Raw genomic sequence first — 17,444 nt, forward strand, 5'->3', positions numbered from 1 at the left:
CATGGCAGACCCAATCATCCGCAAACACAAGGAAAAATTGAACGCTATCACAGAACCATGAAAAATGTTGTGAAACTTGATAATTACTTCGCTCCAGAAGAATTAGAAGCTGCTTTAGAAAAATTTGTATATGGGTATAACAATGAACGCTATCATGAATCATTAAACAACTTAACTCCTGCAGATGTCTATTTTGGGAGAGGTGAATTGATTTTAAAAGAAAGAGAAAAACTAAAGAAAATTACAATTTTAAACCGAAGAAATGAGTACCAAAAATCAAAATTAACAACAAATCAAAAAAATCTTTTATCTTTGAATTATTAACTAAATACTCTCTTAGCAAAAGTCCAATTTAGTTTGAAGACGTACAGGCACCCACATTTGGGTCGCTTTGTATCATTTAATGATACATATTTATAAGTTAGCGGTTATTTTTGACAAACAGCATGAAAACAAAAAATACAATAGTTATATTAATTGGGATTTTAAGCTTTTTTGGTTGTAAACCTGAAGTACATAAGTCTATCTCAGAAAATCTAAAAAATGATATGGTACCCAAAAACATAAATTACGAAAAACAAATTGAAATTTTCAAATCATTAGGTTACGAATTTACAGAGGGTGTTACAAAAGAAATGATTTTAACTGATGGATATGCAGAATCTTCGTGGGAAGAAATCAAAATAGAACAATTAAAAAAAATTGAAGCTAATCCATTTTCTCTCTTGTATTACTATTTTGGATGGAGAAGCCCTGAAATTAAAAATTATAACTTTAGCAATAAATGTATTTGGTTTGACCTTGAATTTATTGACCCTAGTGACCAATATATTTGGTTTATGGAAAGAATGGGAATAATAACTAATGAGGAATTAAATTTCACAGATATAACTATTGAAGTTGATAAGAATAACTTCGAATGGATAGTTTTTAAAGTAAATGGTATTGATAAAAGGTGGAAGCTGGAAAAAGTAGGTTATATTTCCGATTCATTTTTTCAGAGATTCTCATATTTACCAGCTGAATTCAAAACTAAAAGACGATACACTTATTATAGCGATGGAGGTCAGCAGTTTGTTATAGATTTTGCAACCGAAATTGAACAACAAGAGTTTATAAAAAGTACGAATTTAAAACGAGAATGGCTTGGAGAAGGAAATCATTTTTCTGAACCAAAATAAAACAACCGCTAACATCGGTTTTGTTCAATGGCTTAGGCTTGGTTTTTCCTTCGGAAAAACCTCTATGAGTCGAAAATTTGTTCTATATTTGCTTTGGTCAGTGTTCAATCAAAGCCACTGAAACAAAGCCGAGAACCGTTCAATACGTTTAAAATTCACCTTCAAATTTTCATAGAAAGTATTTGCATTGTTTTTTGTCAATGTCATTATTTTTCAGCACACAACCACTGCAATCTCAACACTGCGTCTGCCCACTAGTTCAGGCATTCACAAAAATCAATCCCAATAAAGCGTATCAAATTTCCCAGCCGGATAAAAAGCGTTGATATTGTTTTCTTAGTTTTTTTATCCGTCCTACAAAAATTTGATACCCTTTAACCACGCCTCCATTTCATAATTAGGTAAAGTCTTAATTAATCATTTTCAAAATAACTGAATTGACGTAATCAAAATCAAACAAAAGACACCATTTTCATCATTATATATATTTGTACAACATATTTTTATACATTTGAACATGTAATGAGAATGATATATAGGCACCCAGATTCGGGTCGCTTTGTATCATTTAATGATACATATTAAAAAGTTATCGGTTATTGCGTAACAGTCTTCCGTTAAAAACTACAACATTAACTTTTTAATCATTTCAAATTCTTCTCTAAATGAACTACTCACAAAAAAATCCTTTTCGCCTATTGAAAGGCTACTTGCTGTATAAGAATTAATTTTTTCAAAATTTACGATTTGAGACCGATTAACCTGTAAAAATAAATTTTTCGGTAAATAAGTTTTTATTTTTTTTAGAGTAATCAACGGAATAAGTGGCTTACGCTCATTTTTCAAAAAAATCTTTACATAATCCCCCATACTTTCTAAATACAAAACATCTTGCGGAATTATTTTCACTTGCTCTGCTTCTACTTTTATGAAAAAAGGCTCTATATTATTCAGTGATTTTCGTTGGATAAACCCCGCCATTTTCACTTTTTCTGCAATATCATTAAAATCATCAAAACTAAAAGGCTTCAATAAAAAACCAATCGATTCTATTTGATACTCTTTGATTGCATATCGATTATATGCAGTAACAAAAACGACTTCGGGTTTGTTACTAAATTGATTAATTATTTTAGTAAATTCTAAGCCATTAAAGCCTGGCATTTCAATGTCTAAAAAAACACACTCTACCGTTGTTTCTGCCAAATATTTGAGAGCCTCTGAAACAGAATGGAAAGATTGAACTAAATCAAGATAATCAACTTTTTTAATTGCCTCTTTAATCATTTCTAATGCTAAAGGCTCATCGTCAATGGCAATACATTTGATTTTCATTTTAAACTAATTTTTAGCGTAGTGAAATACTTCCCGTCAATAATGGTTTGCTTCAAATTATACCCCTCGTTATACAAAATATCTAATCGTTTTATAGTGTTTTCAATCCCTATTCCTTTTGATTTTTTTCGATTTTCAAACCAAGGATTTACTGTTTTTAAAATAAAAGTATTTCTCTTTACGAAAGCGGAAATTTTGATTAAACAATCTTCTTCTGAACTGATGCCGTGTTTAAAACAATTTTCAATAAAAGTAAGCAATATCATCGGTGCTATTTTGGCTTCTGAAGTATGTTCTGAAATATGAAATTCCAAAGTTACATTTGAAGACAAACGGTGGGACATTAAATCTAAATAATTATGAACAGTAACTAATTCATCTTGTAAAGAAACCAGCTCTAAATTTTCTTCATTCATAGCATAACGCATCATTTTGGAGAGCTTTAAAATGGCATTTTGTGACTTCTCGATGTCCTTGTGCGTCAAAGCGTAAATAGTATTCAACGTATTAAAGAAAAAATGAGGATTAATTTGTGCTTTTAAGTTGCCCAACTCTGCTTTTGATTTTAATTCCTGCAAAGCTAATTTTTTACGCTCCTCAATGTTCCATTTCGTAATAAAATAATTGGCAAAACCTATCATTAAAACAATAGCTGTTAAAAGAAAGACGTAATAATTTACATACGATTTATGCTCAGAAACAATAAATTCGTTTTCAGGATACAAACGGTTATATACTTCTTCTTGTAAATTCAAGTAGGTTGCTACAAAACTCATTAGGCAGACCGTTAAAGCGCCCATTACGAAAAATAAAATTATATAATAAAAATTGATCGACCTGTGAACCGTCTTTGGAATAATTAAGCGAATATTTAAATAATAAATACCAATCAAGACAATAAACAAAACCAAATGATAAATGTGATAAACCAAAGGAAGATTTGCTGGATAAAGCATAGGTATTATTAAAAATAAAGTGATACCCAAAATCGACCATCCCATAATATCCATTCCAATATTTCTATTATAAAATGCTTTCATTCTATCTTTATCTACTTTTATTTACAAAGTAAATCATTAATAACCAACCAAAAAAAGAATCCATCGAGAAAAATTCCTGATTCAACGAGTATATTTTAAAAACTAAAAAAATAGCAGCAAATTTGACGAGTAATAATTAAAAAAAAATCTATAAAATGAATCTTACAGTTACTATTATGACAGTTGTGTTGATTATCACACTTTTTTCACCTTTTGGCGTATATTATGGCGTGAAATTAGCAAGAAAAAAGGATTATAAATCACATCGTAAAACACAAAATACAATCTTTATTGTTTGTGTTGTTGGAGTTTTAACATTGGAAGGACTCATCACTTCTACTGGTGGCTCCGGAAGTTTAGCGTCTGAAAGTATGTATTATAATACTAATTTTTTTAGATATACTTTGTTCTCGCACATTATTGTTGCAATTTTATCATATCTAATTTGGGCTATTTTAATTGTGTTTTCTAATATTGCCTATCGTAAAAAACTTCCTGGAAAATTCTCTAACTTTCACAAAAAAACTGGGTACATTATTTTTGTTGGACTTATGTATACAGCTGTAACTGCATTAATTGTATATTTAATGAGTTTGAATTTAGTTTAAAAAATTGCAACAAACCGATAACAGCAGTTTGGCAAAATGGCGGGTTCAGTGCTAAATTGAACATTCGGATTTCTAATAAACATTAGTGCTAAATTGAAAGTAAGTGCTTCTAAATCCACCACATCGCCAAGCTGCAAACGTTCAATACGTTTAAAATTCACCTTCAAATTTTTATAGAAAGTATTTGCATTGTTTTTTGTCAATGCCATCAGTTTTCAGCACAATACCACTGCAATCTTTCAACTGCTTCTGCCCACTAGTTTAGGCATTCACAAAAATCAAACCCAATAAAGCGTATCAAATTTCCCAGCCGGATAAAAAGCGTTCATATTGTTTTCTTGGTTTTTTTTTCCGACCTACAAAAATTTGATACCCTTTAACCACGCCTCCATTTCATAAGTAGGTAAAGTCTTCATTAATCATTTTCAAAATAACTGAATTGACGTAATCAAAATCAAACAAAAGACACCATTTTCATCATTATATATATTTGTACAACATATTTTTATATATTTGAATATGTAATGAGAATGATATATAGGCACCCACATTTGGGTCGCTTTGTATCATTTAATGATACATATTTACAAGTTAGCTGTAATCTTAAAAAAACCGAAACGTATTATGAAGATAATTAAACTTTTAACATTTTTAATGTTAATTATTTCATGCTCTACTCAAAAGAATTTAGATAAATTCACTATTGAAGACGGAGTTACTGTTGAAAAAAAAGACAGTACAAAACAATACGATGAAGTTTATAATGCTAATAATGAAATTTACAATGTTGGTAAAAAATTCATTTACTCCTATTTTTATCAAAATACAAAAGGAGAAAAATTTTTAATTAAAAGAGGTAAACCAATTTTACAACCACAAGGTTATAGCACTTATGATTGGGAATTTATTAATCTCGAAAAAATAGATAGCGAAACTGTTAAGCATTTAATTTTAAAACCTAATTTGGGAAATCCGTTTGGTGAAGATGATCCCGAATATAATCAAACTGCAATTGGTTATGAATATTTAATGGAAAATGGAGAAAAACTTGCAAGTGAAATTACTGGTGCAATTGAGAATGAAATGAATTTATGGATGCATCCTCCAAGAAGTAACTTTTTTAAAATTTTAGAGTTAAATCCATTTCCATATATAAAAGCACCTTATAAAACTGGAACTAAATGGGATTGGAAATTAAGCATCGGAGACCATTGGTCGGACAAAAGATGGTTAGAATGGAAAGGTAGAATTGATAATGTTTATAATTATGAAATTAAGGAAAATAAAACTATTTCAACAAAATTGGGCAATTTGGAATGTTATATTGTCCAAGCAACAGCAAAAAGTAGAATTGGCGAGACTGAACTAATTTCTTATTTTAATCCTAAATTTGGTTTTGTAAAGCTGGAATACAAAAATATTGACGGCACAAAAACAGTTCTTGAATTAGAAAATGTGGAATAAAAAGACTACAGCTAACAGGCGTTTGGCAAAAAAGCGGGTTCAGTGCTTAAATGAAGCTTTGTGCTTCGTATCAAGTTCAGTGCTGAAAGAAAGTTTGGTGCTTCGAAATCCGCTTCTTCGCCAAGCGCCAAAACGTTCAATACATTCAAAATCCACAAATTTCTATTTTTCATAGAAAGTATTTGCATTGTTTTTTGTCAATGCCATCAGTTTTCAGCACAATACCACTGCAATCTTTCAACTGCTTCTGCCCACTAGTTTAGGCATTCACAAAAATCAAACCCAATAAAGCGTATCAAATTTCCCAGCCGGATAAAAAGCGTTCATATTGTTTTCTTGGTTTTTTTTTCCGACCTACAAAAATTTGATACCCTTTAACCACGCCTCCATTTCATAAGTAGGTAAAGTCTTCATTAATCATTTTCAAAATAACTGAATTGACGTAATCAAAATCAAACAAAAGACACCATTTTCATCATTATATATATTTGTACAACATATTTTTATATATTTGAATATGTAATGAGAATGATATATAGGCACCCACATTTGGGTCGCTTTGTATCATTTAATGATACATATTTATAAGTTACCTGCCATTTGACCAACCCTATGCTAAATAGAAAAATATTTTTAATCATAGCTTTTTTTTGTGTTTTAAAATTAACACTTCATCTAATTGCTGACTCAAATTCAGGATTTCAAGGAGACGAATTATTGCACATAGAAACTGGAAACTATCCAAGTTTGGGATATATGGAATTTCCACCTGTAATTGGTTGGTTGACTTTTATCCAAAATCAATTTCATTCCCAATCCGTATTTGTACATCACATATTTTCTCATATTGCCGCATTATTGATTTTAATATTAATCGCACTTACAACAGTTAAATTGGGAGGTAAATCAAAAGCGGTTTTTATTGTACTTCTTTGCATTTTGACCGCACCAGCTTTTGGAAGAGGCCATCAACTCTTACAGCCCGTAGTATTTACCCACTTGTTTTGGCTTCTTTCCTTTTATCAATTGGTAAGATATGTTACAAGCTTTGATAAAAAATATTTACTTTATCTAACAATCTGTGTTGGTTTTGGCTTCCTTACAAAATATGATATTCTTTTCTTTATTGCAGGACTTACAGGCTTGCTATTGAACAAGCCGACACGAATAGAAATTTTGCAAAAAGACATTTGGAAATATATTCTCTTGTTCATTTTAATTATAGCCCCAAATGTTTTGTGGCAATATAAGCACGGATTTCCAGTACTTGATATGTTCTCACGCCTTTATGAAACCCAATTGGACCAATTGACAATTTTGGGAGTTCTTGAAAGCATAATCATATCCTTAAATCCAGTAACAGTGTTTTTTTGGGTTGGTGGTTTCATCTTTATGTTTAGAACAAAGAACAATCCAATCTATTATCGCCCAATTGCATTTACAATCATCATTTCCTTAATGATCTTGGCGTTGAACAAAAGCAAGGCTTACTATATGTATCCTGCAATGATTACGTTGTTAATATTTGGGAGCATTTGGTTTGAGCAAAGAATTCTGTCAAAACGACAATGGATTTTATATCCAGCAACGGCTCTTCTCGTTTTGTCGGGAATTGTGTTGATGCCATTTGGGTTAGCCGTCTTGCCGTTGGATACATTTATTAAATTCGCTGGAATAGAAAAAAAAGACGATCGTTACGAAATAGAATACAAAGAGTATTACTCGAAATCACAATGGAAAAAAACTATGGAAGGACTTCAAGTCGTTTACGATAGCCTTCCAATGAACGAAAAAGAGGATTGTTTGATTTGGGGCAAACATTATAGTCAAGCAGGTGGAGTAAACCTTTATAGGGAAAATTACGAAATTCCAAAAGCAATTTCATACCACGGCAGTTTCTACCTTTGGTCACCAGAAAAAGGCCAATTACCTAAAACGATTATAGCGTTTTCAAATGGAGAAGCAGGAATAGATTTTTTTCAGTCGTTCTTTAATTATGTTGTGGCGGTAAAACAAATTTATAATCCGTATGCTGATGACGAAAAAGATTTGTGGCAAACAATATATATTTGTAAAAAACCAAAACTAAATTTTGAACAATTGCGGACTGAATTTAAAACAAGGATTTTCGAATAACTATGGAAATAAAAACGGCAGGTAACAATGTATATAAAAAATAGGCGAAATAGCAATAAATTCAAGGCTTTTCGCTCGTATCAAACTGTGTGCTTAACCGAAAGTTTCGTGCTTCGTAATCGCCTACTTTTCATATACTAAACGTTCAATACATTCAAAATCCACAAATTTCTATTTTTCATAGAAAGTATTTACATTGTTTTTTGTCAATGCCATCGGCTTTCAGTACACAACTCTGCAATCTGAACACTGCTTCTGCCCACTAGTTTAGGCATTCACAAAAATCAAAACCAATAAAGCGTATCAAATTTCCCAGCCGGATAAAAAGCGTTGATATTGTTTTCTTAGTTTTTTTACCCGTCCTACAAAAATTTGATACCCTTTATTCACGCCTCCATTTCATAATTAGGTAAAGTCTTCATTAATCATTTTCAAAATAACTGAATTGACGTAATCAAAATCAAACAAAAGACACCATTTTCATCATTATATATATTTGTACAACATATTTTTATACATTTGAACATGTAATGAGAATGATATATAGGCACCCACATTTGGGTCGCTTTGTATCATTTAATGATACATATTAAAAAGTTAGCTGCTATAATTCGCACCGCATAAATTTAGAAGAATGGATTGGAGATATAACACAATATGGTTTGAGCAATTAGAAAAGGAAAAGTTCTTTGTAAAAAACTTCAAAGAAAATTCTATAGCAACTGAGAATACCAATTTTGAGAATTCTGAATATGCAATCGCTTGGTATCTTAAAGAGAAAATAAACGCTTTTGACAATTTATCTGAAACAGATAAGTTGTTATACCTTGAACTTAATTGTGCAAATATTAAAGATTTCACTGGAGTTGAAAAATTCAGAAGTTTAAAAAGACTTGAATTACATTACTGTGTGAAGTTGGAAAGTGATAAGGAATTAAGTTTATTGAGTGAAAATCTAGAATTTTTACACATTAATCAATCAAAGAAATTCAAGTTTACTGACGAAATGTTGAAACTCAAAAAACTGAAAGTTTTATGCTTAAATACTTGCGCACCAATTGAAAATCTTGATTTTCTAAACAACTTTCCAAATCTGATAGACTTTCGCTTTGTTGACACAAATATTTTGGACGGTAATCTAAAGCAAATATTAGAACATCCAACGATAAGAAATGTCGGTTTTTTAAACAAGAAACATTACAATATAAAAGACAAAGACATTGAAAATGAACTTAGCAGAAAATTCAATGATGAATATAAAACGTTAGCTCATAAAGGTCAATATATGACTTATAGATATGACTATGAAGATAATTACAGCAGCTAACAGGCGTTTGGCAAGATTGCGAATTTTATAGTAAATTCACGTTTACATTTCGCAAGAAATTTTATCTTTAAAAGAAAATAATTAGTTCCGTAGTTCGCAACCTCGCCAAGCGCCGGAACGTTCAATACGTTTAAAATTCACATTTATATTTTCATAGAAAGTATTTGCATTGTTTTTTGTCAATGCCATCGGCTTTCAGTACACAACACTGCAATCTGAACACTGCTTCTGCCCACTAGTTCAGGCATTCACAAAAATCAACCCCAATAAAGCGTATCAAATTTCCCAGCCGGATAAAAAGCGTTCATATTGTTTTCTTGGTTTTTTTTTCCGACCTACAAAAATTTGATACCCTTTAACCACGCCTCCATTTCATAAGTAGGTAAAGTCTTCATTAATCATTTTCAAAATAACTGAATTGACGTAATCAAAATCAAACAAAAGACACCATTTTCATCATTATATATATTTGTACAACATATTTTTATATATTTGAATATGTAATGAGAATGATATATAGGCACCCACATTTGGGTCGCTTTGTATCATTTAATGATACATATTTATAAGTTGGCAGTAATAATCTCCGAAAATACCTGAAAACAAGACTTTATGAAGATATTTAATCTCATTTTACTATTATTACCTTTACTTTCTCAAAGTCAAAATAAATTTGAAAGTATAAGAGAGAAGTTAAAGCAAAATAAAAAATATGAGTATGTCTATGCTTTTGAAAATAGTTTTGCGGTTTATAGAACTTTTGACAATAAAATGGGTGTAATTGATAGCACGGAAAATATAATCATAAAACCAATATATTCATACATAAACAACAAAAAAGAACTAAAAAATCTATTTGAAGTTGGAAACAATTTAAATAAAAAATTTAAACGTGGATTTATTGATTTAAAAGGAAATATTAAAATTCCAATTGTTTATGACGATGTTTTTTATATCGACAATGGATTAATACGAGTTTCAAAAGACAATAAAATTGGAATTATTGATACTTTAAATAACGTAATTCTACCAATAAAGTTTGATTACATTTCACTTGACAATAATTTAATAATTGCTGAAAATAAAGGAATAAATTCACTTTATAATCTAACCGGAAAACAAATTAGTGATTTACAATTTACTCAAATTTCCGAATTTAGAAATAATAAAGCAATTATTGTATTGCCAAATAAATCAAATTCAATTATAGATAATAATGGAAACGTTATTTTAAAATCTATAAAAAACCATAGTTTTGAAAGAGTTTTTAACGATAATTTATATCTAATAAAAAATAATTTAACTGCAAAAGAAGGAATAATAAATTCAAAAAATGAATTTATTATTAAATGTAAATATGATGAAATCAAACAAGTAAATTCATTTTTTATTGCTAAAAGCAATAAAAAAAATGGATTTATTTCATCAACAGATTCAATAGTTAAACCTTTCATTTATGATGAAATATATTTTAGTTATTTTGATGATGCAGTAGGTTTTGGTGACAATAATCTTGGAGATAATTACATCGTTAAAAAAGATAATTTATTTGGCGTAATCAATCCAAATAGTTTAGATGAAATAATACCAATTAACTATAAAAGCATTAGAACTTCATTTGATAACTATTATGTAGTCCAAAATAATGAAAACAAAAATGGTTTATTCACTCAAAACGGAAAAAGAGTTTTAAATGAAGATTATGAGTTTTATAATATTTTTAAAAACTCAATTTTTGGAACGAAAAATAACAAACGATTTTTAATCTATTTGGAAGGAGAAAAATTTACAGAAAAAGAACTTTCAATAAATAAATTCATAAAATATAAAGACGTTCAAGAATTATCTATAAGTGAAAATCAAATATTCAAAAGCGAAGAAAAATTTGGAGTTATAAATTCATCAAACAAAATCGTAATTCCAAACGAATATGAATTTATAGAAAATATTTACCTTTCAAAACAGTTCGTTGTTAAGAAAAATAACAAATTTGGAATTGTAAATTCTGAAAATAAAACTATAGTAGAAATTGAATACGATGATTACAAAAAGTTAAAAGAAGTAATTCTGTTTACGAAAGATAACAAAAAGATTAAAAAATATCACGAAATCACATTTAAATAATTACTACTGCCAACAGCGGTTTTGCAAGATTGCGAATTTTGTAATAAATTCACGTTTACGTTTCGCAAGAAATTTTATCTTTAACGGAAAATAATCGGTTACGAAGTTCGCAACCTCGCAAAGCCGCGAAACGTTCAATACGTTTAAAATTCACCTTCAAATTTTCATAGAAAGTATTTGCATTGTTTTTTGTCAATGCCATCGGCTTTCAGTACACAACACTGCAATCTGAACACTGCTTCTGCCCACTAGTTCAGGCATTCACAAAAATCAACCCCAATAAAGCGTATCAAATTTCCCAGCCGGATAAAAAGCGTTCATATTGTTTTCTTGGTTTTTTTTTCCGACCTACAAAAATTTGATACCCTTTAACCACGCCTCCATTTCATAAGTAGGTAAAGTCTTCATTAATCATTTTCAAAATAACTGAATTGACGTAATCAAAATCAAACAAAAGACACCATTTTCATCATTATATATATTTGTACAACATATTTTTATATATTTGAATATGTAATGAGAATGATATATAGGCACCCACATTTGGGTCGCTTTGTATCATTTAATGATACATATTTACAAGTTAGCAGAGATTTCACAAAATCCGTATCAAAATGAAATATTTTTTATTATTATTACTTTTCAATTTTTCATTTGCTCAAAAGGATATTTATCCTGTTGAAGAAAAGCATCAGCACCTTATTAACAACCCAAATTATTCAAATGAAATTTTTAAGGATATTAATAATGTTCTCGATAAATTTTTAGGACGTTGGACTTATTCTGATTTGAATAATGAAGTTGTAATTGAAGTTTTTAAATTCTTTGATGAAAGCAATCAACAAGATGCACTATACATAAATCTAAGGCTAAATAAAAACGGAGAAATGTTATTAAATACTTTAGATCGAACTTTTCCTAATATTATTGTCGGAGCTTCTTTTATGGATTCAAAAAACACAAATTCATTGATTGTTTACTTTTCAGAAATTCAAACAGAAAAAGTATGGCTTTGTGGTCATAGTTCAGCAGTTCACCTAACACTAAATGATAATTATTTATATTGGGAAATTGAACCAAAAGAATTAATGTTTAATAAAACAGCCAAGTTATTACCTATAAAAATGACATTCCAAAAAAAATGAAACCTCTGCTAACAACGGTTTGGCTCAATAGCTACTAATCAATAAAACAACAACGTTCGATTTTCCGCTGGAAAATCTAACTTAACAAGAAAATAATCGTTCACGCAGCCGCTACTGCGCCAAGCCGCGGAACGTTCAATACGTTTAAAATTCACCTTCAAATTTTCATAGAAAGTATTTGCATTGTTTTTTGTCAATGTCATTATTTTTCAGCACACAACCACTGCAATCTCAACACTGCGTCTGCCCACTAGTTCAGGCATTCACAAAAATCAATCCCAATAAAGCGTATCAAATTTCCCAGCCGGATAAAAAGCGTTGATATTGTTTTCTTAGTTTTTTTATCCGTCCTACAAAAATTTGATACCCTTTAACCACGACCATAATTTCAATCACGTTTATGGGTGTAGTTACCATTTTTCCAATTCATATTTGGTTATGAAATTTTATACAAAATAAAAAAGGAAAAAAAAGAAAACAAAGCATTGCTCCAGGTATTCAAAAAACAAGTTCAAGCCCTAGCGGGTTTTTCAAAAAATCTCCACCCTCATTTTTTCAACTCAATAACCCACTGAATACTAAAAACTGCCCACTGAGAACTATTCGGTAGGGTAGTATTTTGTTGAAAAAAACTGGTTTTATTGAAACCTTCCACAAAAAATATCGGCTTTCTTTTTTCTCCTTTTTTCTTTTGCTAAAAATTTGTGTGATGCTTCGCGTTTCTCCAGTTTTTCAGTTCATATCCCAAAAAGGCGGAAGAAGGATGTTAACCTTTTAAATCCGATAGTATGAATTTTATCATCAAAACCCATTTTAGTGGAGTAGTGTACCAAAAGCCTTGTTTATTTGTCTTAAACAAAGGGTTGAACAGCGGAAAACCGCAATTTGAGCCGTTTACAAATTCTTTTGTCATCATTTTTGAGAAGCAGGAGGATAGGGAAAATTTGTATTATGTGGCGTACAGTTTATGGCGCTCAAAATATTGGCTGCAGCATCTGGTTGGTTCGGTCATTCCGTTTTTACGAATCAAAGATTTTAAACACGAATTTTCGGTCAAAGCAAAAGTGATGATGGAGGAACATGAAGCGCACATCAAACACGTGGCAGCTTTAAAACTTCTAGAGGCCAAAGAAAAGCAATTTCACGAGAATTTGAATCTCATTAATGATTTGCGCCGTTCCATTGTGCACCGCTTTAGCAACAAATATGCGGAATACCCCAAAAAAAAAGCCTGGTCTAAAAATAGACTAGGCTTTTACACTCGGAAAAGGTTACCAATCATAACCGAGTTTATTTTTCTTTGGAAGTAAATCGTTTCAACAACAGGGTTACTCCAAAACTGACTACTGCTCCAATAAAGGCCAAAACAATGGTTTTTAAGACATCGGCTGAGGTTAAATTGGGTAAAACACTCAAAGCCAATCCGCCAATTGTTCCGGTTTTCAAAGATAACGAATTATCCACTCCGTCCAACAGACTTGGTGGAACTTGCTTTATATTTTTCATCAGTTGCTTTTTGTTTTAAGGCGCTATCTTCAACGGTAATTTGACTTACTGCGGATAAAACACCACCAACAACGGCTGCATAACCAGCAACTGCAACAACTACAGCAGGCAAAGCTACTGGAGCAGCTACAATGCTTCCGCTTACTGCTAATAAAGCCAATCCTATGGTGCGAAGTACTTTAAAAAACTTCGGTGTGGGTGCTTGTGCACGTTCTAGTACATTCATATTTTCTCTTTTTTTGTCATCCTGTTAAGGATCTATTGAACAATCAATTCGACAACTTCTTTTCGGTCTAATTCCGGATAAACGAAGTCTTTTAAAGCAGTAAATGCTTTGCGGGACAGCAAGCCTAAACCAGGACCAGAAAGTTTTGTCACCGGAGCAATACAACCATTCAATTCTGTCAAGGCATTATTTGCTGGATGAAATAAAATATAACTTCTATTTTTTACCGAAACAACTTCTAAATGCCATTTGAATTTCGGACTGTACCGCTTTCTAATAAAATATTTCCCTTCCGGAATACAGGAAACGCCTCTTTCATTTTTCTTCCAAGGCAATTCAATGGTTTTACAAATGATTTTGCCCTCACATTGGAGTATTCCGTTGGTTCCGTCGGGGAAATAAGTTCTAGTTAAAAATAAAACCATTTTTCTAAAATCTAATTTCAGAATCCTAATTTCATCTTACACGCCAGATACCTTAGCAATCGATAACGGGTTGAAAGCGCCGTTTTTAAGCGGATACATTTGCCCATTAATCTCTTGATAAAACTCAACACCCAATGTCAAAAACAAAGGTTTTGTGGAGTTCGCAGTAACCACATTCACTTGACTAATAGCCGTTGTTGGAGTAGAATCCCACGGTAAAATCGCAGTTTCAGAAGTTGCAACCACATAGGTTTCCGCTTCAAAATCTACTTCAGCACCGCCAGAAATAATCTTAAAGTGAGTAGTTCCTGTTGGTGCAGCCAACATATTAGCGGGTACAAAAGGAGCAATGTCAACATTGATTTCTCCCGCAACGCGGTCAATATTGGCAACAAATGGCGCAAATAGGGAAGTCCCTAATTTACCACGAATATTGAATTCAAAACCAAATAACAATTCAGCTTCGCCATCAATAACGTTACGCAATCCTCTCTCACTCACCAAATCCGCCTGGATAACTTTCACCATTCTTTGAGTCAAACGGCTCACCATTCGACCATCCGCAGAATTCAAAAGCAAAGGCCTAAAAGCAGTTCGTAAAAGCTTTCCAGCTTTCCCTGCTCTTCCAAACTCAGAACCATTCTCACGCGTTCTCTGAAACGCAGGATCACTAGCAATTCTACTAGCGTCAATACCGCCTTTCTCACGAGCCAAATGCCCGTCTTGGGTCTTGTAAAAAGTAATATCTCCGATAGTACCTTTTAATTTAATTATGCCTTTCTGTCTAGCCATAACATTTAAAATTTAGATTTAATAATCAGTTAAAACTCCCTCAATCATCATCCTGTTGCAACATTTTCAATTGATTTCGATTCAAAATTCATACTTAAATAAACAATTTAAAAGGTACTACCATTCCAAATGACAGTTAGTGGTATAAATGTCATTTATGAACTCAAATGTCACTCTAAACAAATAAAAAACAGCTGTAAATTGCATAAGCGAATCATTAAAAAAAAATCATTAATTTTAATCCGAGTCAAAAGTTACTCAAAGCCAAATCAAAAGTATAGATAGTGTATGAAAACCGAACAGAAGAGAGTATGTATCTACCCGAAGGACATACAGCGCATTACAGGTAAAAGTTATCGTCAAAGCATCAGAATGTTGCAGAAGATTAGAACAGACCTTAACAAAGGTCAAAACGAGCTCTTAAGCAGAGAGGAGTTCTGTCAATATACCAGTTTAAAATATGAACAGGTTGAGCCATTAATTGTGGGGTAATTTTAAGATGAAACGACACTAAATTTTGAACCTTTTTAGTTGATTATTTGTTGAATTTTTACTAAATTTGAGTTTGTTAATGCAATTGATAAATACAGTTAAATTTAAAGGTGCACAATTCGGTGCACTCATTTTGAAGGAGTTGAAAGTCCTTATAAATAAAGGCGTTGTTAAGAGAATACAAATCCCTCTTTCTCCGCTGGGTTTCTAAAAAACCTAATCAAAACCCTTTAAATCGTATGATTTAGAGGGTTTTTTAATTTTACCCCTATTCAAATTATTCATAGTTTCCCATAGTAAAGGAGTACATTTCGGGGTACTATACTACTTGTTTAAAATAGGTACCCCTATCTCTCGTACACCTTTAAAAACAAGGGGTTCAAATAACAGACATCTTGTTTTGTGTTGGTAATAAATTTAAATTAATTACTAATTAAAAAGGTCACCACCATGAACACAACAATCACCATTCTTTTTTACTTAAAAAGAGCCAAAGCCAATACACAAGGCTTAGCACCAATTTTCCAAAGAATAACTATTGATGGGAAAAGATTAGAAAGCAGCACAGGTAAATTTGTAAACCCTGAAAAATGGTCCACAGAAATGTCGAAAATGAAAGGCAATTCAGAAGAGACCAGGACGATAAATAGTCATCTTGAAATGTTACGAGCTAAAGTTTACGAAATCGAGAAGAAATTGTTCATGAAACAAGTTCCATTAACATATGAAAACTTCAAGAATGAAATACAAGGCAAAAAAGAACGCGAGCGAATGCTTGTTCCAATCTTCGAAGAACACAACCGCAAAATCAAAGAACTAGTTGGACAAGAATATGCACCAGGAACATTAGAACGGTATCAAACTTCTTTAAAGCACACAAAAGACTTCCTCTTCTGGAAGTATAACATTACAGATATCAATATTGAAAAGATAGACCATTCATTTATTATGGAATACGAATTCTATTTGCGTAGTGTCAGAAAGTGCGCTAATAACACAGCTGTAAAGTACATCAAGAACTTTCACAAAATCATTAACCAATGTTTGGCCAATGGATGGTTAAATAAAGATCCTTTTGCAAACTACAAAGCCAAAATCAAAGAAGTAACTCGTGAATTCCTAACAGAAAAAGAAATTGAAACAATATTAAACAAAAGGTTTGTTTCAGAACGATTAGAATTAGTTCGCGATATTTTCATTTTCAGCTGCTTTACCGGACTAGCTTATATAGATGTAAAGCAATTAACCTTGGATAATATTTCGTTGGGTATTGTGTACGTCTTCAAACTAAATTGGACTTTTGCTAAGAGAGTATTTAGTTAATAATTCAAAGATAAAAGATTTTTTTGATTTGTTGTTAATTTTGATTTTTGGTACTCATTTCTTCGGTTTAAAATTGTAATTTTCTTTAGTTTTTCTCTTTCTTTTAAAATCAATTCACCTCTCCCAAAATAGACATCTGCAGGAGTTAAGTTGTTTAATGATTCATGATAGCGTTCATTGTTATACCCATATACAAATTTTTCTAAAGCAGCTTCTAATTCTTCTGGAGCGAAGTAATTATCAAGTTTCACAACATTTTTCATGGTTCTGTGATAGCGTTCAATTTTTCCTTGTGTTTGCGGATGATTGGGTCTGCCATG

Annotated in this window: 18 protein-coding genes; 10 read left to right on the top strand and 8 right to left on the bottom strand. The window is 31.3% G+C overall.

Annotated elements, in window-relative coordinates; translation table 11 throughout:
* Both T1L09_RS00390 and T1L09_RS00395 read left to right on the top strand, forming a co-directional pair.
* Window positions 1–324 (top strand): integrase core domain-containing protein (locus T1L09_RS00390; RefSeq protein ID WP_322548914.1); only part of this gene is annotated, 324 nt, incomplete at its 5' end.
* A gap of 122 nt (window positions 325–446) precedes the next feature.
* Complete coding sequence (locus tag T1L09_RS00395) at window positions 447–1,181, top strand: hypothetical protein (RefSeq protein WP_322548961.1); 735 nt, start codon at window positions 447–449, stop codon at window positions 1,179–1,181.
* A gap of 624 nt (window positions 1,182–1,805) precedes the next feature.
* Here the strand turns inward: T1L09_RS00395 and T1L09_RS00400 are convergent.
* Both T1L09_RS00400 and T1L09_RS00405 read right to left on the bottom strand, forming a co-directional pair.
* Window positions 1,806–2,516: a LytR/AlgR family response regulator transcription factor gene (locus T1L09_RS00400; RefSeq protein WP_322548962.1), complete on the bottom strand. Its 711-nt coding sequence runs from the start codon at window positions 2,514–2,516 to the stop codon at window positions 1,806–1,808.
* The gene (locus T1L09_RS00405) at window positions 2,513–3,556 is read right to left on the bottom strand and encodes a sensor histidine kinase (protein WP_322548963.1); all 1,044 of its coding nucleotides are present in this window, start codon (window positions 3,554–3,556) and stop codon (window positions 2,513–2,515) included. Before T1L09_RS00405 ends, T1L09_RS00400 begins: the two co-directional genes overlap by 4 nt.
* A gap of 155 nt (window positions 3,557–3,711) precedes the next feature.
* On the opposite strand from T1L09_RS00405, the gene T1L09_RS00410 reads away from it, so the two are divergent.
* Window positions 3,712–4,164 carry a DUF420 domain-containing protein gene (locus T1L09_RS00410; RefSeq protein ID WP_322548964.1) on the top strand — a complete coding sequence of 151 codons (453 nt, stop codon included), beginning with the start codon at window positions 3,712–3,714 and terminating at the stop codon, window positions 4,162–4,164.
* Here T1L09_RS00410 and T1L09_RS00415 read toward each other — a convergent pair.
* The gene (locus T1L09_RS00415) at window positions 4,161–4,373 is read right to left on the bottom strand and encodes a hypothetical protein (protein WP_322548965.1); all 213 of its coding nucleotides are present in this window, start codon (window positions 4,371–4,373) and stop codon (window positions 4,161–4,163) included. The two genes, T1L09_RS00410 and T1L09_RS00415, sit on opposite strands and share 4 nt — an antisense overlap.
* 415 nt (window positions 4,374–4,788) lie before the next feature.
* On the opposite strand from T1L09_RS00415, the gene T1L09_RS00420 reads away from it, so the two are divergent.
* From T1L09_RS00420 to T1L09_RS00445, 6 genes are all read left to right on the top strand, one after another.
* The gene (locus tag T1L09_RS00420) at window positions 4,789–5,628 is read left to right on the top strand and encodes a hypothetical protein (protein ID WP_322548966.1); all 840 of its coding nucleotides are present in this window, start codon (window positions 4,789–4,791) and stop codon (window positions 5,626–5,628) included.
* Between the two features lie 612 nt (window positions 5,629–6,240).
* Complete coding sequence (locus T1L09_RS00425) at window positions 6,241–7,764, top strand: ArnT family glycosyltransferase (RefSeq protein WP_322548968.1); 1,524 nt, start codon at window positions 6,241–6,243, stop codon at window positions 7,762–7,764.
* Window positions 7,765–8,398: 634 nt separating this feature from the next.
* A complete protein-coding gene (locus tag T1L09_RS00430; protein WP_322548969.1) occupies window positions 8,399–9,091 on the top strand; it encodes a hypothetical protein in 693 nt (230 codons plus the stop codon).
* A 612-nt stretch (window positions 9,092–9,703) separates the two neighbouring features.
* Entirely contained in the window at window positions 9,704–11,215 is a 1,512-nt protein-coding gene (locus tag T1L09_RS00435) for a WG repeat-containing protein (RefSeq protein ID WP_322548970.1), read from the top strand.
* A 614-nt stretch (window positions 11,216–11,829) separates the two neighbouring features.
* On the top strand, window positions 11,830–12,360 hold the full coding sequence (locus tag T1L09_RS00440; RefSeq protein WP_322548971.1) for a DUF6705 family protein: 531 nt from the start codon (window positions 11,830–11,832) through the stop codon (window positions 12,358–12,360).
* 788 nt (window positions 12,361–13,148) lie between these two features.
* Entirely contained in the window at window positions 13,149–13,670 is a 522-nt protein-coding gene (locus tag T1L09_RS00445) for a DUF6943 family protein (protein ID WP_322548972.1), read from the top strand.
* On the opposite strand, the gene T1L09_RS00450 is transcribed toward T1L09_RS00445, so the two are convergent.
* Genes T1L09_RS00450 through T1L09_RS00465 form a run of 4 tightly spaced genes read right to left on the bottom strand, consistent with a single transcriptional unit; the run spans window position 13,651 to window position 15,309 of the window.
* Entirely contained in the window at window positions 13,651–13,866 is a 216-nt protein-coding gene (locus T1L09_RS00450) for a hypothetical protein (RefSeq protein ID WP_322548973.1), read from the bottom strand. The two genes, T1L09_RS00445 and T1L09_RS00450, sit on opposite strands and share 20 nt — an antisense overlap.
* Window positions 13,817–14,092, bottom strand: coding sequence for a hypothetical protein (locus tag T1L09_RS00455; protein WP_322548974.1), 276 nt, complete (start codon window positions 14,090–14,092; stop codon window positions 13,817–13,819). Before T1L09_RS00455 ends, T1L09_RS00450 begins: the two co-directional genes overlap by 50 nt.
* Before the next feature lie 32 nt (window positions 14,093–14,124).
* The gene (locus T1L09_RS00460) at window positions 14,125–14,517 is read right to left on the bottom strand and encodes a DUF5675 family protein (protein ID WP_322548975.1); all 393 of its coding nucleotides are present in this window, start codon (window positions 14,515–14,517) and stop codon (window positions 14,125–14,127) included.
* A 36-nt stretch (window positions 14,518–14,553) separates the two neighbouring features.
* On the bottom strand, window positions 14,554–15,309 hold the full coding sequence (locus tag T1L09_RS00465; RefSeq protein WP_322548976.1) for a hypothetical protein: 756 nt from the start codon (window positions 15,307–15,309) through the stop codon (window positions 14,554–14,556).
* 942 nt (window positions 15,310–16,251) lie between these two features.
* Between T1L09_RS00465 and T1L09_RS00470 the strand changes: the two genes are divergently transcribed.
* A complete protein-coding gene (locus tag T1L09_RS00470; RefSeq protein WP_322548977.1) occupies window positions 16,252–17,124 on the top strand; it encodes a site-specific integrase in 873 nt (290 codons plus the stop codon).
* Here the strand turns inward: T1L09_RS00470 and T1L09_RS00475 are convergent.
* Window positions 17,121–17,444, bottom strand: a 324-nt coding sequence (locus T1L09_RS00475; RefSeq protein ID WP_322548914.1) for an integrase core domain-containing protein, incomplete at its 5' end; no start/stop codon positions are given. The genes T1L09_RS00470 and T1L09_RS00475 overlap by 4 nt on opposite strands.

Source organism: Flavobacterium psychraquaticum, assembly GCF_034497725.1.
Classification (GTDB): Bacteria; Bacteroidota; Bacteroidia; order Flavobacteriales; family Flavobacteriaceae; genus Flavobacterium; species Flavobacterium psychraquaticum.

Bases quoted from the DNA above. Each gene is read 5' to 3' on its own strand.
- T1L09_RS00400 (WP_322548962.1), bottom strand. From the start codon at position 2,516: ATGAAAATCAAATGTATTGCCATTGACGATGAGCCTTTAGCATTAGAA.
- T1L09_RS00455 (WP_322548974.1), bottom strand. From the start codon at position 14,092: ATGAATGTACTAGAACGTGCACAAGCACCCACACCGAAGTTTTTTAAA.
- T1L09_RS00465 (WP_322548976.1), bottom strand. From the start codon at position 15,309: ATGGCTAGACAGAAAGGCATAATTAAATTAAAAGGTACTATCGGAGAT.
- T1L09_RS00460 (WP_322548975.1), bottom strand. From the start codon at position 14,517: ATGGTTTTATTTTTAACTAGAACTTATTTCCCCGACGGAACCAACGGA.
- T1L09_RS00470 (WP_322548977.1), top strand. From the start codon at position 16,252: ATGAACACAACAATCACCATTCTTTTTTACTTAAAAAGAGCCAAAGCC.
- T1L09_RS00395 (WP_322548961.1), top strand. From the start codon at position 447: ATGAAAACAAAAAATACAATAGTTATATTAATTGGGATTTTAAGCTTT.
- T1L09_RS00410 (WP_322548964.1), top strand. From the start codon at position 3,712: ATGAATCTTACAGTTACTATTATGACAGTTGTGTTGATTATCACACTT.
- T1L09_RS00420 (WP_322548966.1), top strand. From the start codon at position 4,789: ATGAAGATAATTAAACTTTTAACATTTTTAATGTTAATTATTTCATGC.
- T1L09_RS00440 (WP_322548971.1), top strand. From the start codon at position 11,830: ATGAAATATTTTTTATTATTATTACTTTTCAATTTTTCATTTGCTCAA.
- T1L09_RS00415 (WP_322548965.1), bottom strand. From the start codon at position 4,373: ATGGCATTGACAAAAAACAATGCAAATACTTTCTATAAAAATTTGAAG.
- T1L09_RS00450 (WP_322548973.1), bottom strand. From the start codon at position 13,866: ATGAAAAATATAAAGCAAGTTCCACCAAGTCTGTTGGACGGAGTGGAT.
- T1L09_RS00405 (WP_322548963.1), bottom strand. From the start codon at position 3,556: ATGAAAGCATTTTATAATAGAAATATTGGAATGGATATTATGGGATGG.
- T1L09_RS00445 (WP_322548972.1), top strand. From the start codon at position 13,149: ATGAATTTTATCATCAAAACCCATTTTAGTGGAGTAGTGTACCAAAAG.
- T1L09_RS00425 (WP_322548968.1), top strand. From the start codon at position 6,241: ATGCTAAATAGAAAAATATTTTTAATCATAGCTTTTTTTTGTGTTTTA.
- T1L09_RS00430 (WP_322548969.1), top strand. From the start codon at position 8,399: ATGGATTGGAGATATAACACAATATGGTTTGAGCAATTAGAAAAGGAA.
- T1L09_RS00435 (WP_322548970.1), top strand. From the start codon at position 9,704: ATGAAGATATTTAATCTCATTTTACTATTATTACCTTTACTTTCTCAA.